General features: G+C 46.4%; 17 protein-coding genes. 7 read left to right on the forward strand and 10 right to left on the reverse strand.

Annotation, left to right across the window (positions count from 1 at the left end):
- Positions 1-440: 440 nt before the first annotated feature.
- From QUB37_RS25995 to purL, 7 genes are all read right to left on the reverse strand, one after another.
- Positions 441-1,526 (reverse strand): DUF3474 domain-containing protein, encoded by a 1,086-nt coding sequence (locus tag QUB37_RS25995; RefSeq protein WP_333167644.1) that lies wholly within the window; start codon positions 1,524-1,526, stop codon positions 441-443.
- A gap of 605 nt (positions 1,527-2,131) precedes the next feature.
- The gene (gene purF / locus QUB37_RS26000) at positions 2,132-3,598 is read right to left on the reverse strand and encodes an amidophosphoribosyltransferase (RefSeq protein ID WP_333167646.1); all 1,467 of its coding nucleotides are present in this window, start codon (positions 3,596-3,598) and stop codon (positions 2,132-2,134) included.
- A 477-nt stretch (positions 3,599-4,075) separates the two neighbouring features.
- Positions 4,076-6,115: a bifunctional serine/threonine-protein kinase/formylglycine-generating enzyme family protein gene (locus QUB37_RS26005; RefSeq protein WP_333167648.1), complete on the reverse strand. Its 2,040-nt coding sequence runs from the start codon at positions 6,113-6,115 to the stop codon at positions 4,076-4,078.
- 270 nt (positions 6,116-6,385) lie between these two features.
- Positions 6,386-6,790 carry a hypothetical protein gene (locus QUB37_RS26010; RefSeq protein WP_333167650.1) on the reverse strand — a complete coding sequence of 135 codons (405 nt, stop codon included), beginning with the start codon at positions 6,788-6,790 and terminating at the stop codon, positions 6,386-6,388.
- Positions 6,791-6,795: 5 nt separating this feature from the next.
- Positions 6,796-7,011 (reverse strand): hypothetical protein, encoded by a 216-nt coding sequence (locus tag QUB37_RS26015; protein WP_333167652.1) that lies wholly within the window; start codon positions 7,009-7,011, stop codon positions 6,796-6,798.
- A gap of 231 nt (positions 7,012-7,242) precedes the next feature.
- On the reverse strand, positions 7,243-8,985 hold the full coding sequence (locus QUB37_RS26020) for an SUMF1/EgtB/PvdO family nonheme iron enzyme (protein WP_445300061.1): 1,743 nt from the start codon (positions 8,983-8,985) through the stop codon (positions 7,243-7,245).
- A gap of 219 nt (positions 8,986-9,204) precedes the next feature.
- On the reverse strand, positions 9,205-11,766 hold the full coding sequence (gene purL / locus QUB37_RS26025; RefSeq protein ID WP_333167656.1) for a phosphoribosylformylglycinamidine synthase subunit PurL: 2,562 nt from the start codon (positions 11,764-11,766) through the stop codon (positions 9,205-9,207).
- A 137-nt stretch (positions 11,767-11,903) separates the two neighbouring features.
- Here purL and QUB37_RS26030 point away from each other — a divergent pair, with 137 nt between their 5' ends.
- From QUB37_RS26030 to QUB37_RS26040, 3 genes are all read left to right on the forward strand, one after another.
- Positions 11,904-12,509: a pentapeptide repeat-containing protein gene (locus QUB37_RS26030; RefSeq protein ID WP_333167659.1), complete on the forward strand. Its 606-nt coding sequence runs from the start codon at positions 11,904-11,906 to the stop codon at positions 12,507-12,509.
- Between the two features lie 42 nt (positions 12,510-12,551).
- Positions 12,552-13,709, forward strand: coding sequence for a flagellar assembly protein H (locus tag QUB37_RS26035; protein ID WP_333167661.1), 1,158 nt, complete (start codon positions 12,552-12,554; stop codon positions 13,707-13,709).
- Positions 13,710-13,778: 69 nt separating this feature from the next.
- Positions 13,779-15,533 (forward strand): DUF3352 domain-containing protein, encoded by a 1,755-nt coding sequence (locus QUB37_RS26040; RefSeq protein WP_333167664.1) that lies wholly within the window; start codon positions 13,779-13,781, stop codon positions 15,531-15,533.
- A gap of 137 nt (positions 15,534-15,670) precedes the next feature.
- Here the strand turns inward: QUB37_RS26040 and mrdA are convergent, their stop codons facing one another.
- Complete coding sequence (gene mrdA, locus QUB37_RS26045) at positions 15,671-17,497, reverse strand: penicillin-binding protein 2 (RefSeq protein WP_333167666.1); 1,827 nt, start codon at positions 17,495-17,497, stop codon at positions 15,671-15,673.
- Positions 17,498-18,045: 548 nt separating this feature from the next.
- On the opposite strand from mrdA, the gene QUB37_RS26050 reads away from it, so the two are divergent.
- Positions 18,046-18,528 carry a hypothetical protein gene (locus tag QUB37_RS26050; protein WP_333167668.1) on the forward strand — a complete coding sequence of 161 codons (483 nt, stop codon included), beginning with the start codon at positions 18,046-18,048 and terminating at the stop codon, positions 18,526-18,528.
- Positions 18,529-18,706: 178 nt separating this feature from the next.
- Complete coding sequence (cysE, locus tag QUB37_RS26055) at positions 18,707-19,513, forward strand: serine O-acetyltransferase (RefSeq protein ID WP_333167670.1); 807 nt, start codon at positions 18,707-18,709, stop codon at positions 19,511-19,513.
- A gap of 98 nt (positions 19,514-19,611) precedes the next feature.
- Here the strand turns inward: cysE and QUB37_RS26060 are convergent, their stop codons facing one another.
- Complete coding sequence (locus QUB37_RS26060) at positions 19,612-20,193, reverse strand: Npun_F5749 family FMN-dependent PPOX-type flavoprotein (RefSeq protein ID WP_333167672.1); 582 nt, start codon at positions 20,191-20,193, stop codon at positions 19,612-19,614.
- An 83-nt stretch (positions 20,194-20,276) separates the two neighbouring features.
- Here QUB37_RS26060 and QUB37_RS26065 point away from each other — a divergent pair, with 83 nt between their 5' ends.
- Both QUB37_RS26065 and QUB37_RS26070 read left to right on the forward strand, forming a co-directional pair.
- A complete protein-coding gene (locus QUB37_RS26065) occupies positions 20,277-21,395 on the forward strand; it encodes a tocopherol cyclase family protein (protein WP_333167674.1) in 1,119 nt (372 codons plus the stop codon).
- Positions 21,396-21,442: 47 nt separating this feature from the next.
- On the forward strand, positions 21,443-21,943 hold the full coding sequence (locus tag QUB37_RS26070) for a plastocyanin/azurin family copper-binding protein (RefSeq protein ID WP_333167676.1): 501 nt from the start codon (positions 21,443-21,445) through the stop codon (positions 21,941-21,943).
- Positions 21,944-22,013: 70 nt separating this feature from the next.
- Here the strand turns inward: QUB37_RS26070 and clpS are convergent, their stop codons facing one another.
- The gene (clpS, locus tag QUB37_RS26075) at positions 22,014-22,307 is read right to left on the reverse strand and encodes an ATP-dependent Clp protease adapter ClpS (RefSeq protein WP_006633998.1); all 294 of its coding nucleotides are present in this window, start codon (positions 22,305-22,307) and stop codon (positions 22,014-22,016) included.
- Positions 22,308-22,450 lie beyond the last annotated feature (143 nt).

Genomic DNA, 22,450 nt, shown 5'->3' on the forward strand with positions numbered 1-22,450 from the left:
GACTAATTATAAAATGGAACCGAAAAATAAAAAATAAAGGTAACTTAGTTAATGCAGTTTAGATGTCGAACAGCTTAGTCTAGATGGAAGCTCATAACGGTAAATGTATTAGTAGGTACATTTTACACCACAAACTCAGGAGAGCCATAAAAATGGTATTAGTTTATGTTTCCGACAATAAATCCACCCTGCTTACCAAGGGGAGGGTTGGGGTGGGGTAAAAAATTTACGACAGATTTAGGATTGCTATAGGCGAGCGTGTAACGATTTGGCTGCCAATCTTTTTTCCCATAATTCTGCTGCATCTTTACCCCCTCTGGGTTTGGGGTGGCTTGTCACCCCTCCAGGTGTGGAACATCTGATGGAACACGCGCAAAAATAATGAAAAACCCGGTTTCTTTAAGAAGCCGAGTTTTTACGTATTCTATTGTTTATTTAAACTACTTAACTTCAGCCGATCGCCGACTGTTAGGTGATTCGTAGTAAACTCCAGAACCTGTATCGGAGACAAAATGACAATCCCCGTAAGAGCGAATAAAGCTCTTCCAAATTGGCTCGGTTGACTTGCGATAATAATCGCCCAACACTGGTTTAATTGCTTCCGTTGCCTCCTTCAAGTGATAGTGCGGCATGGTTGAGAAAATGTGGTGGGCTACGTGGGTGCCGATATCGTGATGGATGGAATTGATGATTCCGTAATCGCGATCGATCGTAGACAATGCACCTTTCAAGAAAGACCAATCTTTACCGCGATACCAAGGAATATCGGCTTCGGTGTGGTGCAGGAATGTTACCAAATCCAGCCACATCACAAACACTACATAGGGAACCAAGTAGAACTTGAGTAAAAACAGCCAACCAAACTGATAGGTTAGGGCGCCTAAAAAGCCTACCATCAGTACCAAGGATGCGGAACTCGTCAACACATCCCATTTTTCGGACGGACGGAAAATCGGGCTACCGGGCATGAAGTGAGAACCTACCCGATCGGGCGATCGGCGAAATAGATAAATTGGGTAGGCAAATAACATCAAATAAAAGCGTCCCAGCTTTTCGTACCAAGGCATTTGATTGTATTTGCTCTCCGATACCGGATACCAGCTTTCATCGTTATCTAAGCTGCCTGTATTTGCGTGGTGGGTTCTGTGACTAATCCGCCAACCGTGGAAGGGCACAAGAATTGGAGCGTGGGAGAGGTGTCCGATCAGGTTGTTGAGCCATTTGCTCTTAGAAAAGGAACCGTGTCCGCAGTCGTGGCCGACTACAAACAATGCCCAAAACATGGTTCCCTGCATCAACCAAAAGATTGGGTAAAAGAGCCAGGAATCGACGGTGTAGGCGATCGCATACAAACCTGCGATAATTCCAAGATCTAAAAAGAAATAAGCCAGAGATTTCCATGCCGAGGGTTCAAAACAGTGGGCTGGAATGGCTGCCTTGATATCAGCAAGAGTAAAAGGTAACTCTGTTGTATGAGAGGATGAGCCTGGATTGCTCGCGGGATTGAGAACAGTATTTGATTGCACGAAGTTTCCGATTTAAGCTGACTTGAGAAACCGCATTCCGCCTTCTTTTAACAGTCACTTTCGGCTCGCAAGGAGCCATATTTTTTACTCTGCAAGGGTTTCTAAAGTTCTTTAGTTCGCATGAACCGCCCATCCGCAATTCTCAAGCAAGCAAGTTGGCTTGGGGAATACTTGTGTGGCAAAAATTAGTGCGATCGACCCTGTTATCTGAAAAAATCTCATGTGCCCGTTGTTGGTGCGAAATGCGACTTCAATCTGAGAGTGGACATCTGGAGGAACTACCTCCAGTCTGCAGGTAGCATACAGCGTTTCGAGCATAAATTGTGAACGAGAGTGTAGGGAAAAACCATCGATTTTAGATTGGCGATTTTAGATTCAAGCACAAATCTCAAATCGGCAATCTCCAATCTCCAATCGAAGTGTTGGGTTTCACGCAAGTTCTACCCAAGCGACTGTTCACTACAGTTCACCAATTCTGCAAGAATTGCTAAAGCTAAGTTAATGTAACATTTCTACACACATTCTGGCAATGAATTACCAGAAAAACTTGAAAATCCATAAATTGCGGAAAGTGACGGGCGATCGCTTTCTCGCTTTTTGATTTTCTAGGTTCCAGCTTTTTCTAATATGAGCTTAGACCGTTTTACCACTTCTGGAACGTCGATCGGATAATCACCAGTGAAACAGGCCGAACAAAAACTCATCGGGTCTTCGTTAGTCGCCTTCAGCATTCCATCCCAACTCAAGAAAGCCAAGGAATCAACCCCAATTTGGGCGCCGATTTCTGCGACTGACTTAGTAGCAGCAATCAACTGATCTTGATTGTCAGTGTCGATCCCGTAGAAACACGGATGAGTCACCGGCGGCGAGGAAATTCTCATGTGAACGGCTGTTGCACCCGCATCCCGCAAGGCTTTGACAATTTTGCGACTGGTAGTACCGCGCACGATCGAATCATCGATAATAATTACTCGCTTTCCTTCCAAGACATCTTTGAGAGGGTTGAGTTTCATACGGATTCCTGACTCCCGCATTGTCTGAGTCGGTTGAATAAAAGTGCGTCCCACGTAGCGGTTTTTAATCAATCCTTCGGCGTAAGGAATGCCGGAAGCTTGAGAAAAGCCGATCGCCGCCGGGATTCCAGAATCGGGAACGCCGATGACTATATCAGCATCAGCCGGAGATTCTGCTGCCAACAAACGCCCGATCCGCAGTCGGTAGCTGTATAAACTTTCACCTTCCATTTGGCTGTCGGGTCGAGCAAAATAGATCATTTCAAAGATGCAAAGTTTGCGCTTTTGTTGCTGACTCCAGTGGAAGGAAGCCATACCTTCCTCTGTAATCCAAACTAATTCCCCCGGTTCTACGTCCCGCAAAAATTCAGCACCGATAATATCCAAGCCGCAAGTTTCCGATGCTAAAACGTATCGTACCGGAGTTGTGGGGAGGATACCAATTACCAGCGGGCGCACACCGTGGGGGTCGCGGACTCCCATCACGCCTTTGGGGGTGGCGATCGTCAAACTAAAGGCTCCTTGGCACATAGCAAACGCACTGATCGCTGCTTCCAGCCAGTCTTTGCCCTTGTCTACCTCGGAACCGATCGCCACTGCGATCGCCTCTGAATCCGTGGTGCTGACAAATTCGCACTTCCGAGACAGCAATTCTTCCCGCAATTCTTTGGTATTGACAAGATTTCCGTTATGTGCTAATGCGAGACTTCCCAAACGGGTTTGGACGACAACAGGTTGAGCGTTGACAACCCGCGACGAGCCGGTAGTAGAGTAGCGAGTGTGGCCTACGGCTAAGTTACCCGGCAAGTGACCTAAACTCGATTCGTTAAAGACTTGGGAAACCAGTCCCATATCTTTGTGCAGGTGGACTGTTTCACCGTCAAAGGTGGCAATTCCTGCTGATTCCTGACCGCGGTGCTGCAACGCATACAAACCGAAGTACGTCAACTTGGCTACATCTTCACCCGGTGCGTAGATACCAAAAACGCCGCAAGCTTCCTCGGGCTTGTCGGGTTTACTAGAATGCTCGTCAGCCGCGAAGGAATGGTTGGGAATCATAGATGGGTGGGTTCCTAATGGGGAAGGTGGGTTAGGGGGACAGTTTCAGCGGGAAATCTTGTTTGCGAAAGCGTCGCATAACTTAACATTCCCTTAATCTTGCCACGGATCTGTCATTATTTCCAACTCGTGTAGCATTTCAGACAGAAGCTATGCGGCGTTTAATGGCATTGTAGTATCGATCGCCCCCAAATCCTATATTAACCTTGATTAACTGCGGGCGAGGGAATCGGCGATTGAAAAATACTGTTGGCGAATTCGCCAAGGGTGTTACCCCTCACATCACGAATGCAGCATTTGGGTTCGCTATTGGTAGTTAATAGCTATATGGTTAATTAAATATTTAGTCTAGAGCCACCATTTTTAGGGGTGAGGGGTGCAACCATTTTTAAATTCGCCAACAGTCTCTTTCAACCGCCGAGTCTTAAAAGAAGATGCCTCGCGGGAGACTTACTGTACAGAAGCGAAAACCGGAAACTACGCGGAAACCAAAGCCACACGAAAACCGATGTCTGAGTAACGATCGCCCGCCAAATTGCTAAGACGATACGCACTGCGACAATTCACCGCAGTGTCCTTCCAGGAACCGCCACACCGCAGCCGGCGATCGCTTCGATCGTTGTCGGGATGACTGCACCATTCCCAAACATTTCCGTGCATATCATAAAGTCCAAAAGCATTGGGTGAAAAATTCCCGACATCAGTTGTTTGTTTGCGGTAAAGTCCCTTCGGCGCAGCACCGTAGGGATTATTGCCATTATAATTAACTAAATCCGGGGTAATTGTTTCACCAAAATAGAAAGGTGTTTTAGTTCCGGCGCGGCAAGCATATTCCCATTCCGCTTCTGAAGGTAAGCGATAAGTCTTGCCTGTTTTTTTAGAAAGCCGCTTGCAGAATTCCACAGCGTCATTCCAGCTTACTTTTTCGACAGGAAGTTTCGCACCTTTGAACTCAGAAGGGTTATTTCCCATCACCGCTTGGTATTGTTCTTGAGTTATCTCATATTTACCCATAAAAAAAGCAGGGATATTCACTGTACGCTGCGGCCCTTCATAGCTACTTCGTCCTGCTTCAGTATCGGGGGAACCCATCACGAAACTGCCCCCAGGAATTGCTACCATGTCTAGAGTAATACCATTCCCCATATTTTCTATAAAAGCCTGTGCTTTTCCTTGACGGCGGTTGGCTATTTGCCCCGTTGAGTTGACTGTCACTGTTTCAAAAGTAAAGCTTTTTAAAGCATTGGAAGATGGCGTAGGTTTTGGAGTTTCTGGTGCGAGTTTTGGAGATGGTTTTGGCGATGGTTTTGGCGATGGACTTTCTGCTACAGATTGTGGAGATGGTTTTGGCGATGAACTTTTGGCTGTAGTTTTTGGAGATGATTTTTGAGCTGATGATTTAGGAGATGGCTGTTCATTGTTGGATGAAGGTGGAAGATTTGGTGAAGATGAAGAAGATTTGTTGTTCAACAAACTTTGACCCAGCACAGCTAATGCAAATCCTCCCCCAGCAAAACCCGCTAATTGCAAGAAACCTCGCCTGGTTGTGTTAGTTCGTAACGGCAAAGAGTGCTGTGGAATCACAGGAATTGTGGGAATTGGTGTCGGTGCGGGAGATTGTATTGACTGACCTCCTTGAAAATCTATTAAAACTTCCTCGGCTGATTGATAGCGCTGCTGCATATCTTTTGCCAACAACTTAGATAAAATCAATTCCAATCCCTTGTCTATAGGAGTTTTCAAATGTTGCTGCCAATTTCCAGTCCAGCTATAACCATGTTCCGTCCACAAACCATAAGGATGTACCCCCGTCAGTAGATGAAAAGCCGTCGCCCCCAAGCTAAACAAATCGCTGGCTGCATAAGCTTCACCCCCTTGCATTTGTTCAAGCGGTGCATAACCATGCGAACCAATTTGCGTTCCCTGTCGCGATATCACTGTTCCCGACAACTGTTTGGAAACTCCGAAATCAATCAGCACTAACACACCGTCGCTGCGACGGCACATAATATTCTCTGGCTTGATATCTCGGTGAACAATTTTTTGTTCGTGAACAAATTTAAGAACAGGTAGAAGTTCGAGTAATAGTTGCTTAACTTGGCTTTCTTGCCAAATTCCCTGATTTTGGAAAAGCGTCAACAAATTCTCCCCATCAACAAACTGTTGTACGAGATACAAATATTTGTTGTCTTCAAAGTAGGCATCAAGGGAGGGAATTTGGGGATGTTGTCCTAGCTGTTGCAGTTGTCTAGCTTCTAGCTGAAATAATTCTACCGCTTTGTTAATCGCCCAAGTTCCCTGGACATCGGGTGCTAATTGTTTAACGACACAGCGTTGATTTAGTCTATCAATATCTTCTGCTAAATAGGTTCTGCCGAAGCCACCTTGACCGAGGAGTTTGATCATGCGGAAACGATTTCGCAGGATGGGTACGAGTTGAATACCGCAACTAATGCAATATGTTTGTCCGTCCGGATTTTGAGGATTGGGGCAGTCGGGATTGATACAGCAAATCATTTATTTTAGGAATGATATTGTTTATATTGTATAGGACTTTCGATACAAATATCCCCTTCCAGTCGAAAGTAGAAAAGGGACGAAGAACCTGTCTCAACCAAACCTGCTTGATTTTGAAAAGGATAGGAAAAAGTAGATAAAATTTGACTTTTATCTTCTGTCAATTGTCTTAATTCTGCGTTAGCCACATTGTGTAGCTATAGTTGGCTGTGACTGAATTGAAGGATAAGTATCACAGGAGTGAACCGTGCCAATAAATTATGGTGGAAATTAACGCTTCAGCTCAATATCAAACTCAAGCCGAGAACGATAAAAGTGAACGTCAAATTCTAAGAAAAAATTTGTCTGTCCCAGAATAAATGATACACTATCACTTTTTGCCCAAGCAAATACTAATCTTACCGGAGCAAACTCCCCTATTTCAGCCATGAAAAATACTGGCATCGCTGGTTGATTACCCACGTTACCGGCCAGTCGAATAATGGCTTTGCTGTCATCCCATACTAAGCCAAGCTGAATTCCTATTTGGTAAGGCAATACACTCACTGTTGCACCGCTGTCTACTAACCCAACAACTTCGACTCTCTCGTTATTGTGGCGCAGAATCAAGGGAATGCGCGGTAAGCTGTCAAACTCATCTTGAGAGGGGTGATTGGTAGAGTATTGAAATCGCATACTACTCACTTTTCGTCGCTGTTAGCCAGATTCATTGCCTGCATCAAAGCTGCACCAGCGCCAAAAGTATCGTAGGGAGTTGGTAAGTAGTAAGTCTTGTAAGGTTCCAAAGGAAAAATATCCTCACTGATATCTTCTTCCGCCATGAGAATACGGATTAACTCTCGTTTATCGATCGCAGACAGTTTTCTAATAGTAGGGAGTAATTCTGTTAGTGTCATCGGTTGTTTTCCTACGATGCGTCTATCTTGATAATAGCAGGTCAACAGTTTTTGTAGGGTGCGGATCTGTGGGATATTCGATGGAATTTATAGGTTTGAGATGGCGACGCACCTGACTGACTCTCGCGGTGTGTCGCTGCGAGATTGTCGATTTGATTTGTAGATTGTTCAATGCGACGCACCCTACCACTACTACTGCGGAGTCTTAAAAGAAGATTCTCACCGGGAAAACTAGGACGGGGAAGACACCGACGCAAGCGCTACGCGAAAACCCCTGGGCCACGGACTGAAGAGCCCCGAGTACGAGACGCGAAGGGCACTGCGGCAATCGACCGCAGGGAAAAAGCAGGAACCACCACGCAGCACTCGGTTATTATCCGTGCCAGTTTCCCAAGAACTTCCATCAGTCGGTGCGCCGTTATAGTTATCGTGCCATTTATCGCTGCACCATTCCCAAACATTCCCGTGCATATCGTACAAACCAAACGGATTCGGCGGAAAACTCCCCACATCCGTTGTTTGTTTGCGATAAAGCCCCTTCGGTGCAGAACCATAGGAATAATTGCCATTATAATTAACTAAATCCGGCGTAATCGTGTCACCAAAATAGAAAGGCGTTGTAGTTCCGGCACGACAAGCATATTCCCATTCCGCTTCCGAAGGTAAGCGATAAGTCTTGCCTGTTTTTTGAGAAAGTTTGTGGCAAAATTCCACAGCTTTATCCCAGGTAACATTGTCTACAGGAAGTTTTTTACTTCGTAAAGGACCTTTGAAAATAGAAGGATTATTTCCCATCACCGCTTGATATTGTTCTTGAGTGACTGGATATTTACCCATAAAAAAAGGAGAGATATTCACAGTACGCTGCGGCCCTTCATTGTCCCTTCGTTCTGCTTCGGTCTTGGGGGAACCCATCACGAAACTGCCGCCAGGAATTGCTACCATGTCTAAGATTGCACCGCTACCTAAATTTTCCCTGAAAAATTGTGCTTGACGCTGTTGGCGGTTAGTTATATTACCCCGCACATCAACTGTCACCTTGTCAAAGTCAAACCTTTTTAAAGTATGTATAAAATTTGGCGTTGACTGACGTTGAAAATCTCTTAAAACTTCCTCTGCTGATTGATAGCGCTGCTGAATATCTTTTGCCAACAACTTAGATAAAATTACTTCCAATCCCTTGTCTATGGGGCTTTTCAAATGTTGCTGCCAATTGGCTGTCCAACTATAACCTTGATCCACCCACAAATCAAAAGGATATAGCCCTGTCAGTAGATGAAAAGCTGTCGCCCCCAAGCTAAACAAATCGCTGGCTGGATAAGCTTCACCCCCTTTCATTTGTTCAATGGGTGCATAACCATCCGAACCAATTTTCGTTCCCAGTCTCGACATCACTGTTCCCGACAACTGTTTGGAAACTCCGAAGTCAATGAGGACTAACAAACCGTCGCTGCGACGGCGCATAATATTCTCTGGCTTGATATCTCGGTGAATAATTTTTTGTTCGTGAATAAACTTGAGAACAGGTAGAAGTTCGAGTAATAGTTGCTTAACTTGGCTTTCTTGCAAAGTTCCCTGATTTTGGAAAAGCGTCAACAAATTATCCCCATCGACAAACTGCTGTACGAGATACAAATATTTGTTGTCTTCAAAATAGGCATCTAGTGATGGGATTTGGGGATGTTGTCCTAGCTGCTGCAGTTGTCTGGCTTCTTGCTGAAATAATTCTACAGCTTTGTTAATCGCCCAAGTTCCCTGGACATTTGGCGCTAATTGTTTAACGACACAGCGTTGATTTAGTCTATCAATATCTTTAGCTAAATAGGTTCTACCGAAACCGCCTGCACCGAGGAATCCTATCATCCGGTAACGGTTTCGCAGGATGGGGACGAGTTCAAGGTGACAATCGATGCAATGTGTACGCCCGCCGGGGTTTTCAGGCTTTTTGCAGTTGGGATTGATACAGCAAATCATTTATTTTACGAATGATATTGTTTATATTATATAGTGTCTAAGAACCCCGACTTCTGTAATAAGTTTTTGCCAAAATCGTGAATTTTGTAAGAAGTCGGGGTTCTTGGGTGTGTTTTTAAACCCGGAGATCCCCCCTAGCCCCCCTTAAGAAGGGGGGGACAAGAACACTCAAAGTCCCCCTTCTTAAGGGGGATTTAGGGGGATCGAAACTTCACGTTGTCAGACAGATGCAATCCGACGCTCGATCGCATTATAGAACCGATCGCCCATCTCACCCATCGCCACCTCAATTAACACTTGATTGTCAGCACTCACAACCCGCAAAGGTGATTCAGCACAGCCAACTACACCAATTTTCTGCCACATTTTGGTCAAATGTTCTTGCAGGTAAGCCTCCCAAATCTCTTGATTTTTCGGTGCGACTGAAACTACAATGCAGTTGCCCATTTCACCAAACAAAATTTCATCCCAGCGGCTGACATTTGCCGAATTGAAACTGAGATGAATTTCCGCACCCATTTTAGCAGAAATACATGATTCCGCGAGGGCGATCGCAATTCCACCTTCCGCACAATCATGGGCAGAACATACCCAACCTTGCCGAATTCCATCGCGACAAACCGATTGCACTTTTCTTTCTAACTCAAAATCAATCCTTGGCGGTTTCCCAGCTACAATCCCGTGAATTGCCGCTAAATATTCCGAACCTCCCAAAGTAGGAGAAGTTTCGATTTTTGAGCTTTCCGATGGAAGTTCTGGGTTTTGGGATGATTCACCAATTCCCAGCACATAAATTAAATCACCTTTCTTTAGCCAAGCTTGGCCAGAAATCTTCTTCAAATCGGGAATTAACCCCACCATTCCGATTACCGGAGTCGGATAAATTGGTTGAGGATTCCCCTCAGCATCAACCGTTTCATTGTAAAGAGAAACATTGCCGCCAGTCACAGGCGTTCCCAACTCCCGACAAGCATCAGCAATTCCGCGACAAGCTGAGGCTAACTGCCAATATCCGATCGGCTTTTCGGGACTGCCAAAATTCAAATTATCAGTAACTGCCAGAGGTTCAGCACCCACACAACTTAAATTTCTCGCTGCTTCCGCTACGACTGCTTTTGCACCTTCATAAGGATCGAGATAAACATAACGAGAATTGCAATCAACCGTTGCAGCAACTCCAGGAATAGCCCCCTGCGGCGCTTCCTTCTTACTAAGGGGGGGAGAAAGTTTGGGAGTTTCCCTACCTTGTGCCTTTGTAAATAGAGGAATTACCTCTTCTTCCTGTTTGCTTTCGGAAGCTAGAGAAACAGCATTTTCTCTCTGTAGATCCCCCTTAGCAAGGGGGTGTACTTCTAACCCGTTAGCAAGGGAAGAGTGGCAGGGTTCTAGCGGACGCAATCTGACAACCGCAGCATCAGCGCCTCCGGGTAAAACAACAGTATTGTTTTGCACTTGATGGTCGTATTGGCGATAAACCCAGCGTTTAGAAGCGATGGTGGGAGTATCTAAAAGCGTCAGCAAAATCTGATTCCAAGTTTGGAAATTGCCGTTAATTTCGATACCTTTAACTGTGGATTGTGGCAGCGAATCCGCCGTCCATTCCCATGCTTTTTTAGCATATTCGGGCGGCTCTGTCAACAGTTCTCGGTGATAAATTGGGGTGTTATCTGCCAAAGCAGTCGCGGTAATTTCGGCGGCGATTTCGCCTTTAAATAGAATTCGGACGATCGGCTCTTCAATCACTGTACCCGCTACTACCGCGTGCAATCCCCAGCGGTGGAAAATATCAATTAATTCCTGTTCCCGTCCTTTTTGGGCAACAAACAACATCCGTTCTTGGGATTCCGAAAGCAGGTATTCGTAGGGAATCATGCCGCTTTCTCGAACGGGAACTTTGTCTAAATCAAATTCAATGCCGACGCCGCCTTTGGCTGCCATTTCTGATGTGGAACAGGTGATTCCCGCCGCACCCATATCTTGGGCGGCGACGACTGCACCGGTTTTGAATGCTTCTAAACAAGCTTCAATTAAGGATTTTTCTAAAAATGGATCTCCTACCTGGACTGCGGGGCGATCGTCCATTGATTTGTCTGTCAGTTCGGCACTGGCAAAACTTGCTCCTCCCATGCCATCTCGCCCGGTAGTTGAACCGACATAAAGCACAGGATTTCCGATGCCGGATGCGCCGGATTTGACGATTTCTTGAGTTTCCATTAAACCCAAGGCCATGACGTTAACTAATGGGTTGCCGGAATAAGCAGGATCGAAGTAAACTTCGCCGCCTACTGTGGGCACGCCGATGCAATTTCCGTAATGGGAAATTCCCGATACTACGCCTTTGAACAATCTTTGGGTTTTAGCGTCGTCTAAGTTGCCAAAACGCAGGGAATTTAAAAGTGCGATCGGGCGAGCACCCATTGTGAAGATATCGCGGAGAATCCCGCCGACACCGGTTGCTGCACCTTGGAAAGGTTCGACTGCTGAGGGGTGGTTGTGGGATTCAATTTTGAAGGCGAGTTGCAAGCCGTCTCCCAAGTCTACGACGCCGGCATTTTCTCCGGGCCCGACGAGAATTCGATCGCCCTCTGTGGGAAACTGTTTTAATAGTGGTCGCGAATTTTTGTAACAGCAGTGTTCGCTCCACATGACGCCGAACATTCCCAATTCAGCTTTATTAGGATGGCGACCTAGACGCTGAACGATTTCTTCATATTCTTCTGGTTTGAGTCTTTCAGCGGCAATTTGTTCGGGGGAAAATGGGGCTTCGGAGATGGGAGACATGGAAACTCGTTATAAACCACAGGCTTTATTCTAAATGCCCTGTGGTTGCTTAATCTAAAATCTATAATCTAAAATCTATAATCCCAGGCGCAATGCGTTGGTTAATCTAAAATCTAAAATCTAAAATCTAAAATCGAATGACTCAACCTCAAAATCTCAATTTTGCTAACCAAAACTTGCGGAACCGTTCTTTTAAAGGGCTTGACTTATCTGGGGCGAATTTCAGCGGTTGCGACATTCGAGGCTGCAATTTCACCGGGGCGATTTTGAGAGGGGCAAATTTTCAGGGTGTCAGAACCGGACAAAGCCGCAGACGGGTGAGAAATTTGATTGCTAGGGCTGGGGTAACGGCGGTGACAGTGACGGCGGCTGGGGCTTTGACTGGACTGATAGCCGGGGCGGATGCGGGGGCTGTGGCTGTGGCTGGAACCGCTGCGACGGCGATTGCTGCGACTCGGTGCGAGGCTGGGATTGTGGCGGGGGCTGTGGCTGGGGCTGCTGCTGCGATCGGGGCTAGCGGTATTGTGACATTTTTGGGCGGAGATACTATCAGGGGAATTGTCTTATTTTTGGTTTCTGGGGTAATTCTTGGGTTAACTGCGATCGGCTTTTTTATCGCTGTTGAACAAATAGAAAAATTATCGATAACGTCGTTTAGAAAGGCTGATTTAACTGATGCTGTATTCGATCCGGGGGCGGTTCTAGATGCCGATTTTTCCGACGCGCGAGGAGTGCGGTGGTAGACAACCTGCTTCTAAAATCTACAATCTAAAATCTAAAATCGGATGACTAAGTTTCCCCACGATCAGTTTGCAAAAGAATACCTGCAAGAGTTATTGTCGCCTCTTGGAGAAGTAGAAACGAGCAAAAATGTCACTGCTGAAGTTAGAGAAATTGATGTGTGGTTTCAACCAAATTCTTTTGATGGCGAATATGTCCAAAGTTTGGGTTTGTTAGGTAAAATGGCTGCAACTGCGGCGATAATTGAACCGTTTCGCAATCCTCTGACTGCTGAGGGAATTTTTAGCTGTGTCGTTAAGTTATTAAATAGTAGGGCAGAACTGGGGCGGCGCGCTAATCGACAAGATCAACGTTTTGAGGAAAGACAATTACCGATGTTGTGGATTCTCACTCCTACTGCTTCGGAGACTTTATTAAGCAGTTTTGGTTTTCGGACTCCTGAAGAGTCGGAGGGCTGGGGGAGAGGAGTTTATTTTTTATCGGAGGTTTGGAGAGTTGGCTTAATCGCTATTCACCAGCTAGCGAGGACTCCAGAGACTATGTGGTTGCGGATGTTGGGTAGGGGCCGGGTGCAGCAAGGGGCGATCGCAGAATTAACTGCATTTCCCATTGATGCTTCAATTCGAGCTAATGCGCTACAATTACTTTACATCTTGCAGGAAAATTTGCAAGCGAATACACCAACTAATCCCACAATGGATGATGAAGATCAGGAGTTAGTTATGGCGATCGTACCCCTTTTTCAACAAAAGTTACAAGAAGCACGAGAACAAGGTCTTGTACAAGGTATTGTAAAAGGTCTTGAGCAAGGAAGAGAACAAGGTCTTGAGCAAGGAAGAGAACAAGGACAGCGGTTAATTTTAGAGAGTTTCTTGCAGGTCAGATTTGGGGAGTTAGACCCGCTAACTGTCACCTTTTTGCGCCCGGTATCAGCTCTACCTACTGCCGAGTTTACTATGTTGTTAGTCCAATTATCTATGCTGCCGATCGCCCAGACAGATCGCCAACAAGTCCAAAATTTGCTAGCCGAAAGTGTTTTGAAAAACCGCTTCAGCGAATCAGGACAATTGGAAGAACGCCCGATTAGTCTTATCCCCGATTTGCTCGGTTTATCCCCAGAAAACTTATCATTACTGTTGTCAGAATTGCCTCAATTATCCCTAGAAAATCTGATAGCTAGATTGCCAGATCGATCGACTTAAAAACTAACAATGTGGCGATCACCTCTGCTTTTGAAACAAGTCGGGGTTCTGGGTGTATAATCAGAGACTGTGGTAATTTGTCATTTGCCGATGAAGTTGCGATCGTTCTTTTCTTTCCTCATTGCTGGCGTCTTGGCACTCTTAGCCTTGAGTGCCGGTGGTTTTTACTGGCTGACAACTCAAACTCCTCTGAATTTGCTCGCTGGCGGGCCGACAACTACTCCGGCTGCGGCTGTGTTTGTCTCGAAACAAGCACCTTTGTTAGCTTCAATGCTGGTAAATCCTGATCGCCTCGAAGCATTGCGACAAGTTTTTGCCACTCCCGAAGAAAGAAGTCGATCGCACGTAGAATTTGAGCAAATCAAAAAAAGTTTCCTCGCCAGTACAGGCCTCGATTACAGTAGAGATATCCAACCTTGGATAGGTGACGAAATTACCCTCGCCGTGACAACGCCAGATTTCGATGGCGACAGCAGCAACGGCAAACAAACGGGGTTTTTGCTGGCGGTTTCCTCCCAAAAAGTCGATCGCAGCCAAAAATTTCTAGACTCCTACTGGCGCACACAATCTCGTGCGGATAAAACAGTTCATTCGGAACTATATAAAGGCGTAAAAATTAATTATAAAGAAGCACAAATAACCAAGAAAAAATCGGCTTCGAGTTCACCTTTTAACCCGTTTAATCTGCCGAAATCAAAGTTGCCAGCTAGCTTCGCAACAGCAGCCATCGGCGGTAATTTAAATTCTGGGAATAACCAAAGTTTTGTTTTGTTTGCCAATAGCCCGATTGTGATTCGAGATGCAATTAATAACGTTGAATCAGCAAACCTAAATCTCAACAACACCCCGGAATATCAAAAAGCTTTGCAGCAGCTAACTCAAGGCAGAATCGCTTTAGCATTTGTCAATCTACCGCAATCAGCAACTGAGCAAAATCCCGAAGTTTCTCTTAATTCCCTCGCAGTTGCTGTCGGAGTCAACCGACGGGGATTGCTGGCTCAAACTGCTTTAGTGACATCGCGAGAAAACACAGCTTCTCCAACACTCTCCGAACCAGTGCAAGCCTTGCAATACATTCCCTCAGCCAGTCCTTTCGCGGTCGCCAGCACCGATTTAAGGAATTTTTGGGCTGATTTGTCATCTGCGGTTTCCACTAACGCTGAAGTCTCAAATTTAGTCGATCGCACCCTGGCAGATATTCAGCAAGTTTGGGGCGTCAACCTGCCGAAGGATATATTTGATTGGGTACAAGGAGAATACGCTTTAGCAGTGCTTCCGAATTCGTCAAACAGTGCGGACTGGATTTTTGCCACCGAAAAATCTGCTGATTCGCAAAAGGCGATCGACAAACTAGATGAAATTGCCCGCAGCAAAGAATACAGCATCGGCAGCTTCACTCTCAGAAATCAGAAAATTACCGCTTGGACGCAGTTGACAACAAACCCAAATTATGGAAAAGAAAATAATAGAAAAAGTGCGATCGAAACCGAGGCAAAAGGAGTCCGAGCCAGCGTCGGCAAATACGAAATTTTCACCACTTCAGTAGAAGCAATGGACGCAGCACTAGAAGCAGCAAAAACAGGCTCTTTAGTTGCCAATCAAGATTTTCAAACCAGCATTGAACCGCTACCGCCATCTAACGACGGCTATTTTTATTTAGACTGGCCCTCCAGCAGGCCAATTTGGGAAAAACAAATCCCGCTGTTGAGGTTAATTGAACTTTCGGCAAGACCATTGTTCGATCACTTGCGATCGCTCACTGTCACCAGTACGGGAGAAATAACAGGAATTCGCAAAGCTACTATATTTATGCGGCTGAATTAGTCAGAAGGAAGTTCGGCAACGGATTCTGTAACGGATGTAACGGATGTCAGGAAGAAGGAAGGAAGAAGGAAGAAGGAAGAAGCAAGAAACTATGCCCAATTCCCAATGCCCCATTCCCAATGCCCCATTCCCAATAACTAAGGACTAATAACTACTGGCTGCTTCACCTTTTTCGGTTGCCCAAAATAAGCTTGAAATACCTCTTTGGCGATCGGGGCAGCGGCAACAGAACCATAACCGCCATTTTCCACAACTACGGCGATCGCAATTTCCGGCTTGTCAGCGGGCCCGAAGGCGACATACAAAGAGTGATCCTCCTGTCCGATGACCTCCGAAGTCCCTGTTTTGCCAGCCGTCAGTGGAATCGTACCGTCATTCAATCCCTGTCCCGTACCCTCGGCAACCACCGCGATCAGTCCTTCCTTAACCACCTGAATTGTTGAAGGTTTCATCCCCGTATGTACCCGTTTAGTCTCCGCTGTGCCGGTCATAGAAGTCAAAAGATGGGGCTTGACCCGATAGCCGCCGTTAGCGATCGAACTCACCATCACCGCCGCCTCCAAAGGAGTCACCAACACCAACCCCTGCCCGATCGACATCGTTACCGTATCACCCGCATACCAAGGTTCTTTATAAATTTTCTCCTTCTCCTCCGGCGTCGGGATTTGACCGTGAGCTCCGCCACCTAGCCCCAAAAGATTCAAATCCGTATCCTTGCCAATTCCCAAGCGGTGTCCCCACTTAGAAATTTGCTCCGGCCCGGTACTAATCCCCACTTGATAAAAAAACGTATTGCTGCTGAAAGCCAAAGCCTCCCGAAAGCCGATGTCGCCGTAACCGCCGCTGTGTTCGTTAAAATCAATTCCCCCCACAGTAATGTAAGACGAAGTACCGAGAATTGAGTCCGGCGAAAATTTGCCCGACTCCAGGCCCGCGACGGAAGTCACAATTTTAAAAGTGCTACCGGGGGGATAGCCTTGCATTGCCCGATTCAAAAAAGGATTTTCCGGATCTTGAAGAGTTTCCCACTCATCCTTAGTGATTTTTCGCGTAAACAGATTGGGGTCAAAAGTCGGGTGGCTGGCCATAACTAATACCGCCCCGGTTTTGACATCCACCGCCACTACGGCTCCCCGGCGGTGTCCCAAGGCTTTTTCGGCTGCTTTTTGCATTTCTAAGTCTATGGTTAGCTGCACCGCCTCACCGGGTTTGGGCGGTGTCTCTCCCATCAGTCGCAATTCTTGATTTTGGGCATTTACCTCGATCAGCCGATCGCCCCAAACTCCGGCAATCTTCTTGTTAGAGCTCGCTTCTATGCCCATTTGACCGACAATCATCCCCATCGGATATTCGGGATGATCTTCCAAGTCTGCTGCGGTAGCTTCGCCAATATATCCGATAACGTGAGCCGCCAAACTGCCTTCGGGATAGTAGCGGTTCGCTTCTGGCCGCACTTCCACTCCCCGCATTTGTCCCACCTCTTCTGCTAGTGGCACAAACACCTCTGGCGGCATTGCTTGCTTGAGCCGCACCGGTCTGTAGGATTGAGGATCTACCTCTTTTAATTTTTTTAAAATTTCTTTTGCCGGAATCTTAACCAGCGGACTCAACTTTTCTGCTGTCACTTTCCACTCTTCCGGCGTTTGTTCTTTCGGCCACAAATATACTGATCGAGCTAAATTGTTTGCCGCTAGTAAGTTGCCTTTGCGATCGACAATGTGTCCACGATTCGCCGGCATCGGCACTAGGCGAACGCGATTATTTTCGGCTCGTTCCCGGTTTTGCTTCCCTTGTATCAGTTGCAATTCCACCAGCCGACTAGCGTGCAGGCCTAGCAAACCTGTTGCCACCAGCATTAACACGATCGCCCGGTGTATCGGACGCTCCTGTCTCTTAGGAGTTTCCGCCAGGCTTTTGTCAGGAGAGTGAAATGCTGAGATCGAATAAACTTGTCGTTGCATCATTCTATAGGTAGATGTCAAATCCTAGATTTTAGATTCTTGAATTCTCAATTGTGAAGTATACATCATCAAACCGGGGACAATCGGGCCTTGACTCTTGGGGGAAGTGGAATAATTGATCATTAACTTTTGACTAATCACTAATAACTCATGACTGCTGACTAATCCCCCAAGCACCAAGAAATAGCCAGAAAAATCACGGTCAGGCTCAGCCAATTAGGGAGATGGAGCCAGCCGGATAGGCCTATAGGTAACAATACCAAGGTCTGTGTCAATAGGGAACCGAGCGCCAACAGCAAGACTAGGAGTATCAAATTTATCATCTTGACACCGTACAATTTCGGATATAAGTCGATCGCCTGTGGCAGAAATCCGAGTGGCACAAGCGAGCGCGATCGTACAGGGATTGTCCTGATAGACATAAGAAAGAGAAGCCAGGAGGTTTTGAACTAATTTAAAAAAAATTATTCTTCCTCCACAGTTTGGATTCTAGGGGCTGCGATAGGTAAATTCTGAGTTGTGGTTTTAAGTTGTGACCGAGGAGTATTGCCATGTTGTTTAATCAGCGAGCCAATTTCAAAAACGGTGCGCTCTTGGCTGCGATCGCCGCGATCGCCGCCCTACCAGTTTTAGCAGAAACAGCCAATTTCGGCACTTTAACTTTATCGCGAGGTTTTGCAGCCCCAACAGCAGTTTTGAGAGGTTCCACAGGCGGATCGTACTCTCTATCTGTCATAGCCAACGCCGATCGCCACAAAAACAAATGTTTGGGTTTTGCCACCCCAACTCCCGACCACATCATAGTCTTGCAACAAAACTTTTCAAAACTCACACTCCAAGTCAACAGCGAAGGAAAGGACACGACCTTACTCGTACAAGGCCCCGGTAATGCGGTGCTCTGCGGAGACGATATAGGTCAGAATAAAGATGCTGCCATACTTGATTCAGACTGGCAAGCAGGCTCTTACAGGATTTGGGTAGGTACTGTCGAACCCGGAGTCAAGTCTAACTATACAATCTCAGTACAGGAATAGAAAACAGCGGCGTTGTTGGATGGAGAAAATAAAATAATCAAATTCTCCCCCATCTCGCACTCTCCCACGGTTCCCTTCCGTAATATCCCCCAATCTCCCGATCGACCGCTCACTTCCCCCATCCAGTAAAATGTAAAATCGAAAGTGGCGTGTTTAACCAAAATAGGTAACTCCGAAAGTGCTAAAGACTCTTAGAGCTGACTTCAGTATAATTTTCGATCGCGACCCTGCCGCTCGCAACTGGCTGGAAGTTTTGTTTTGCTACCCCGGTCTTCAGGCCCTAGTGCTGCACCGCCTCGCACACTGGCTTTATGTGTTGGGACTTCCCTTCATCCCCCGCTTGATTTCCCACATTGCTCGCTTTTTGACCGGAATAGAAATCCACCCAGGGGCAACCATCGGCAAAAGCGTATTCATCGACCACGGTATGGGGGTTGTGATCGGCGAAACAGCGATTATCGGCGATTTTGCCCTAATTTATCAAGGTGTCACCCTTGGCGGTACTGGCAAACAAAGCGGCAAGCGTCACCCTACCGTCGGCGAAAACGTAGTTGTAGGTGCCGGCGCCAAGGTACTCGGCAATCTGCAAATTGGCAACAACGTCCGCATCGGCGCCGGTTCCGTCGTGCTCCGCGATGTACCATCTGACTGTACAGTGGTAGGGATTCCCGGCCGCATCGTCTATAGATCCGGAGTGCGCGTCAATCCCCTAGAACACGGCAGTTTGCCGGATTCGGAAGCTGCGGTAATTCGCTCTTTGCTCGATCGTATCGAATCCCTCGAACAGCAAGTAAAAAGTTTGCTTCCTCAAGAATCTGTCTCCTTAACTTCTGTTCCCAATTCCCACAATTTCCACTCAGTATCAGAAGCTTTAAACCAAGCCAGCAATGTAGCTTTAGCCGAAAAAACACAGCTAGTTACAACCCCTAGCTGCAAGTTAAAAGATAAAGCAATTCAAGAATTTTTCGACGGCAGCGGCATCTAAAAATAGTTTTGAGTGTTGAGTTTTTCATTGGGAATTTTTCAACTTAATACTTTCCTACTGACAACAGTCAACAGTCAACAGTCAACAGTCAACTGACTTCAAGGATTAACCGATCGCACAGACCAATTTCCCTCATCGTCGCGCCGATAAAGCGATCGGTTCTGCGGTTCCCCCCGCAACTCCAAGAAGTCCACCGTTTCCGGTTCCAACAACAGCAAGGAAAAATTAGGCAGTGGCTCGATCCCATCTGGGGAAGCAGAATCAAAAGCACTAGCCTCGGCTTTGTCATCCCCCGGATGAGGCCAAGCAAACTGTGATCTAGCCGCTTCAGAAAGCTCCTGCCAAGTTGTGCACCGCGATGAACACAACTGGGCCTCTGGATAATCTGCCCCTACCAAAACTAGCTTTCCAGCAATCCGAAATTGTTCGCGAGTTTTGGGGAAATACCAGCAAATTTCCCCCCAAGGATAGAGATTAATTTCCTCTGCCTTTTGGCTGCGAATATCTGTAATAAATTTCAACTGATTAGTATCTGCTAAAAAGCCTCGAAAAACCACAGTGCGGTTGGCCGGACGCCCGGTAGCGCGAACAGTTGCTAGTTGCAAGTAGCGGGCAAAAGCAAGACTGCGGTTGCGGTGGAGCGCGCGAGCTAAGGGCGATCGCCAAAGTGCTAAAGACATAAATAAAGGAAGAAGGAACAAGGAAGAAGGAAGAAGGAAGAAACAGTTATCCGTCAATTCCCTGTCATGCTATTGGTAATTTTATGTCAAATTCACTCTCAAAACTCAAAACTATTGAAACTCCCCACAGTGGCTACCACTGGGACGGCAGTTCCCGCCGCTTTTTTGAAGGCTGGTACTACCGAATAACATTACCGATTCATGGACAATCCTTTGCATTCATGTATTCCATCGAAGACCCCAGAGGCGGTCAACCTTACAGTGGCGGTGCAGCTCAAATTCTCGGCCCGAAAGATAGCTATTTGTGTCGCACCTTGCCCGATGTAAATAAGTTTTGGGCGCACCGAGAAAGCTTGGCTTTCGGACATTGGGGTAAAACAGATTTACAAATTAAACCCCAATATTTAGAGCCGCAAGTATTCGACAGCCGCGTCGAAGAAGGCTATCAAGCTACTGCTACTTGGAATCAAGGTTATCTGCACGATCCGGGAAGCGGCAGTCGCTGTTTTTGGCAGTACGAAATTCAACCTATTTATGGCTGGGGAAACTCTGAGGAAATCCAGAGATCTACGGCGGGAATGGTATCTTTTCTACCGATATTTGAACCGGGATGGCAAATTTTAATGGCTCACGGTTTAGCCACGGGCTGGATCGATTGGAATGACCAACGCTACGAATTTAAAGATGCTCCCGCTTACAGCGAAAAAAACTGGGGTGGTGCTTTTCCGCAAAAGTGGTTTTGGGTTAATTGCAATTGTTTTCAAGGCGAAAGCGATTTAGCTTTAACTGCTGGCGGCGGCAAGCGGGGCGTGCTGTGGTGGATGGAATCTGTAGCAATGATTTGTCTGCATTACCGAGGCAAATTTTACGAATTTGTGCCTTGGAATTCGCAAGTTAGTTGGACGATTGAACCTTGGGGAAGCTGGAAAATGCAGGCGAGAAACAGTCAGTTTGAAATTGAGTTAATTGGCACTACAAACAGTCCTGGTACTGATCTGCGAGCTCCTACAGAAAAAGGTCTGGCTTTTTGCTGCCGGGATACGACGCACGGCGAATTGCGATTGCAACTGCGAGAGTTGTTGGGGGGAAATGTGGAAAAAAATGGCAAGCAGCGTACTAGAATTATCTTAGAGGCTCACAGTTCTTTATCGGGTTTGGAAGTTGGGGGCGGGCCTTGGGATGAAGTTTGGCGATCGAATTAAGTCATTAGCCATTTATCAGCAGTCAGTTAACAGTAGTCAGAACAGCCATGATCAATTTACTCGGTTGGCAATTAGGCAAGTTCTACTGCAGCCAGCGGTTACAACAAGCTCTCAAGGTTATTTTGGGACTAATTTTATGTTTGAGTACAATCTTAATGCCGGCGGCAATTGTTAGTGCTGCCGGTGATTTGTCTCGCCAACCAGTCACCGAAATTACTGTTAGTTTAGGTAACGAAGCTGGGGAACTTAAGTTTTTTCCCAATCTGCTAGAATTTGAATCGGGAAAACGCTATAAATTAGTGCTGAAAAATCCCAGTTCGCAGAAACATTATTTTACTGCTAAAAACTTTGCTGATGCGAGTTGGACTCAAAAAGTTGAAGCTGGGAAAGTGGAAATTAAAGGAGCCATTCACGAATTGGAACTTAAACCGGGCGCTATGGCAGAATGGGTGTTTGTGCCGATGAAATCGGGAACCTACAACCTGCGCTGTACGGTAGCCGGACATACGGAAGCGGGGATGATTGGCAAAATTACGATCGCCTCTTAAATCCCAATTTCCGTTCAATTTCAGATGAATTACCGAAAATCGATCGAACTTTCGGCCCTCTAGGCACTTTTTAAGTAGACTCTAGCGGAGCCATTGTCAGTCCTGCACGGCTCAATTGCATATGATAAAGTTCTGCTTGCTCTTGCGGGCCAACCCAGACGGTGGCCTGGCCTTCGTGGTGGATTTGGTTGGCGAGTTTCCAAGCTTGATCGCTCGTCATCCCTGGAATGTATTTAGTCAAACATTCCACAACGTGCTGAAAGGTGTTGAAATCGTCGTTGAGGACTATTACCCGATAGTTGGGATAAGGTTTGCGGGTAACTTGACTCGATCGAACGGGTGCTATGGTTGGTGAAGAGGTCATCGCGCGAACAGCCACTGAAACTACAGAATTCGTAAAATAGTTACCTCTAACATCATAACACAATTTCAGATTTTTTTAACCCCTACTTGATATTTTGATCTGCTTCGGGGTTTATTTTCACCACCGGGCCCTGCGTTAGATTT

This window comes from Microcoleus sp. AT3-A2, from assembly GCF_036705685.1.
Taxonomy (GTDB): Bacteria; Cyanobacteriota; Cyanobacteriia; order Cyanobacteriales; family Microcoleaceae; genus Microcoleus.

Coding starts and splice junctions, on each gene's coding strand:
- purF (WP_333167646.1), bottom strand. CDS start 3,598: ATGATTCCCAACCATTCCTTCGCGGCTGACGAGCATTCTAGTAAACCC.
- QUB37_RS26005 (WP_333167648.1), bottom strand. CDS start 6,115: ATGATTTGCTGTATCAATCCCGACTGCCCCAATCCTCAAAATCCGGAC.
- QUB37_RS26010 (WP_333167650.1), bottom strand. CDS start 6,790: ATGCGATTTCAATACTCTACCAATCACCCCTCTCAAGATGAGTTTGAC.
- QUB37_RS26015 (WP_333167652.1), bottom strand. CDS start 7,011: ATGACACTAACAGAATTACTCCCTACTATTAGAAAACTGTCTGCGATC.
- QUB37_RS26020 (WP_445300061.1), bottom strand. CDS start 8,985: ATGATTTGCTGTATCAATCCCAACTGCAAAAAGCCTGAAAACCCCGGC.
- purL (WP_333167656.1), bottom strand. CDS start 11,766: ATGTCTCCCATCTCCGAAGCCCCATTTTCCCCCGAACAAATTGCCGCT.
- QUB37_RS26030 (WP_333167659.1), top strand. CDS start 11,904: ATGACTCAACCTCAAAATCTCAATTTTGCTAACCAAAACTTGCGGAAC.
- QUB37_RS26035 (WP_333167661.1), top strand. CDS start 12,552: ATGACTAAGTTTCCCCACGATCAGTTTGCAAAAGAATACCTGCAAGAG.
- mrdA (WP_333167666.1), bottom strand. CDS start 17,497: ATGATGCAACGACAAGTTTATTCGATCTCAGCATTTCACTCTCCTGAC.
- QUB37_RS26050 (WP_333167668.1), top strand. CDS start 18,046: ATGTTGTTTAATCAGCGAGCCAATTTCAAAAACGGTGCGCTCTTGGCT.
- QUB37_RS26060 (WP_333167672.1), bottom strand. CDS start 20,193: ATGTCTTTAGCACTTTGGCGATCGCCCTTAGCTCGCGCGCTCCACCGC.
- QUB37_RS26065 (WP_333167674.1), top strand. CDS start 20,277: ATGTCAAATTCACTCTCAAAACTCAAAACTATTGAAACTCCCCACAGT.
- QUB37_RS26070 (WP_333167676.1), top strand. CDS start 21,443: ATGATCAATTTACTCGGTTGGCAATTAGGCAAGTTCTACTGCAGCCAG.
- clpS (WP_006633998.1), bottom strand. CDS start 22,307: ATGACCTCTTCACCAACCATAGCACCCGTTCGATCGAGTCAAGTTACC.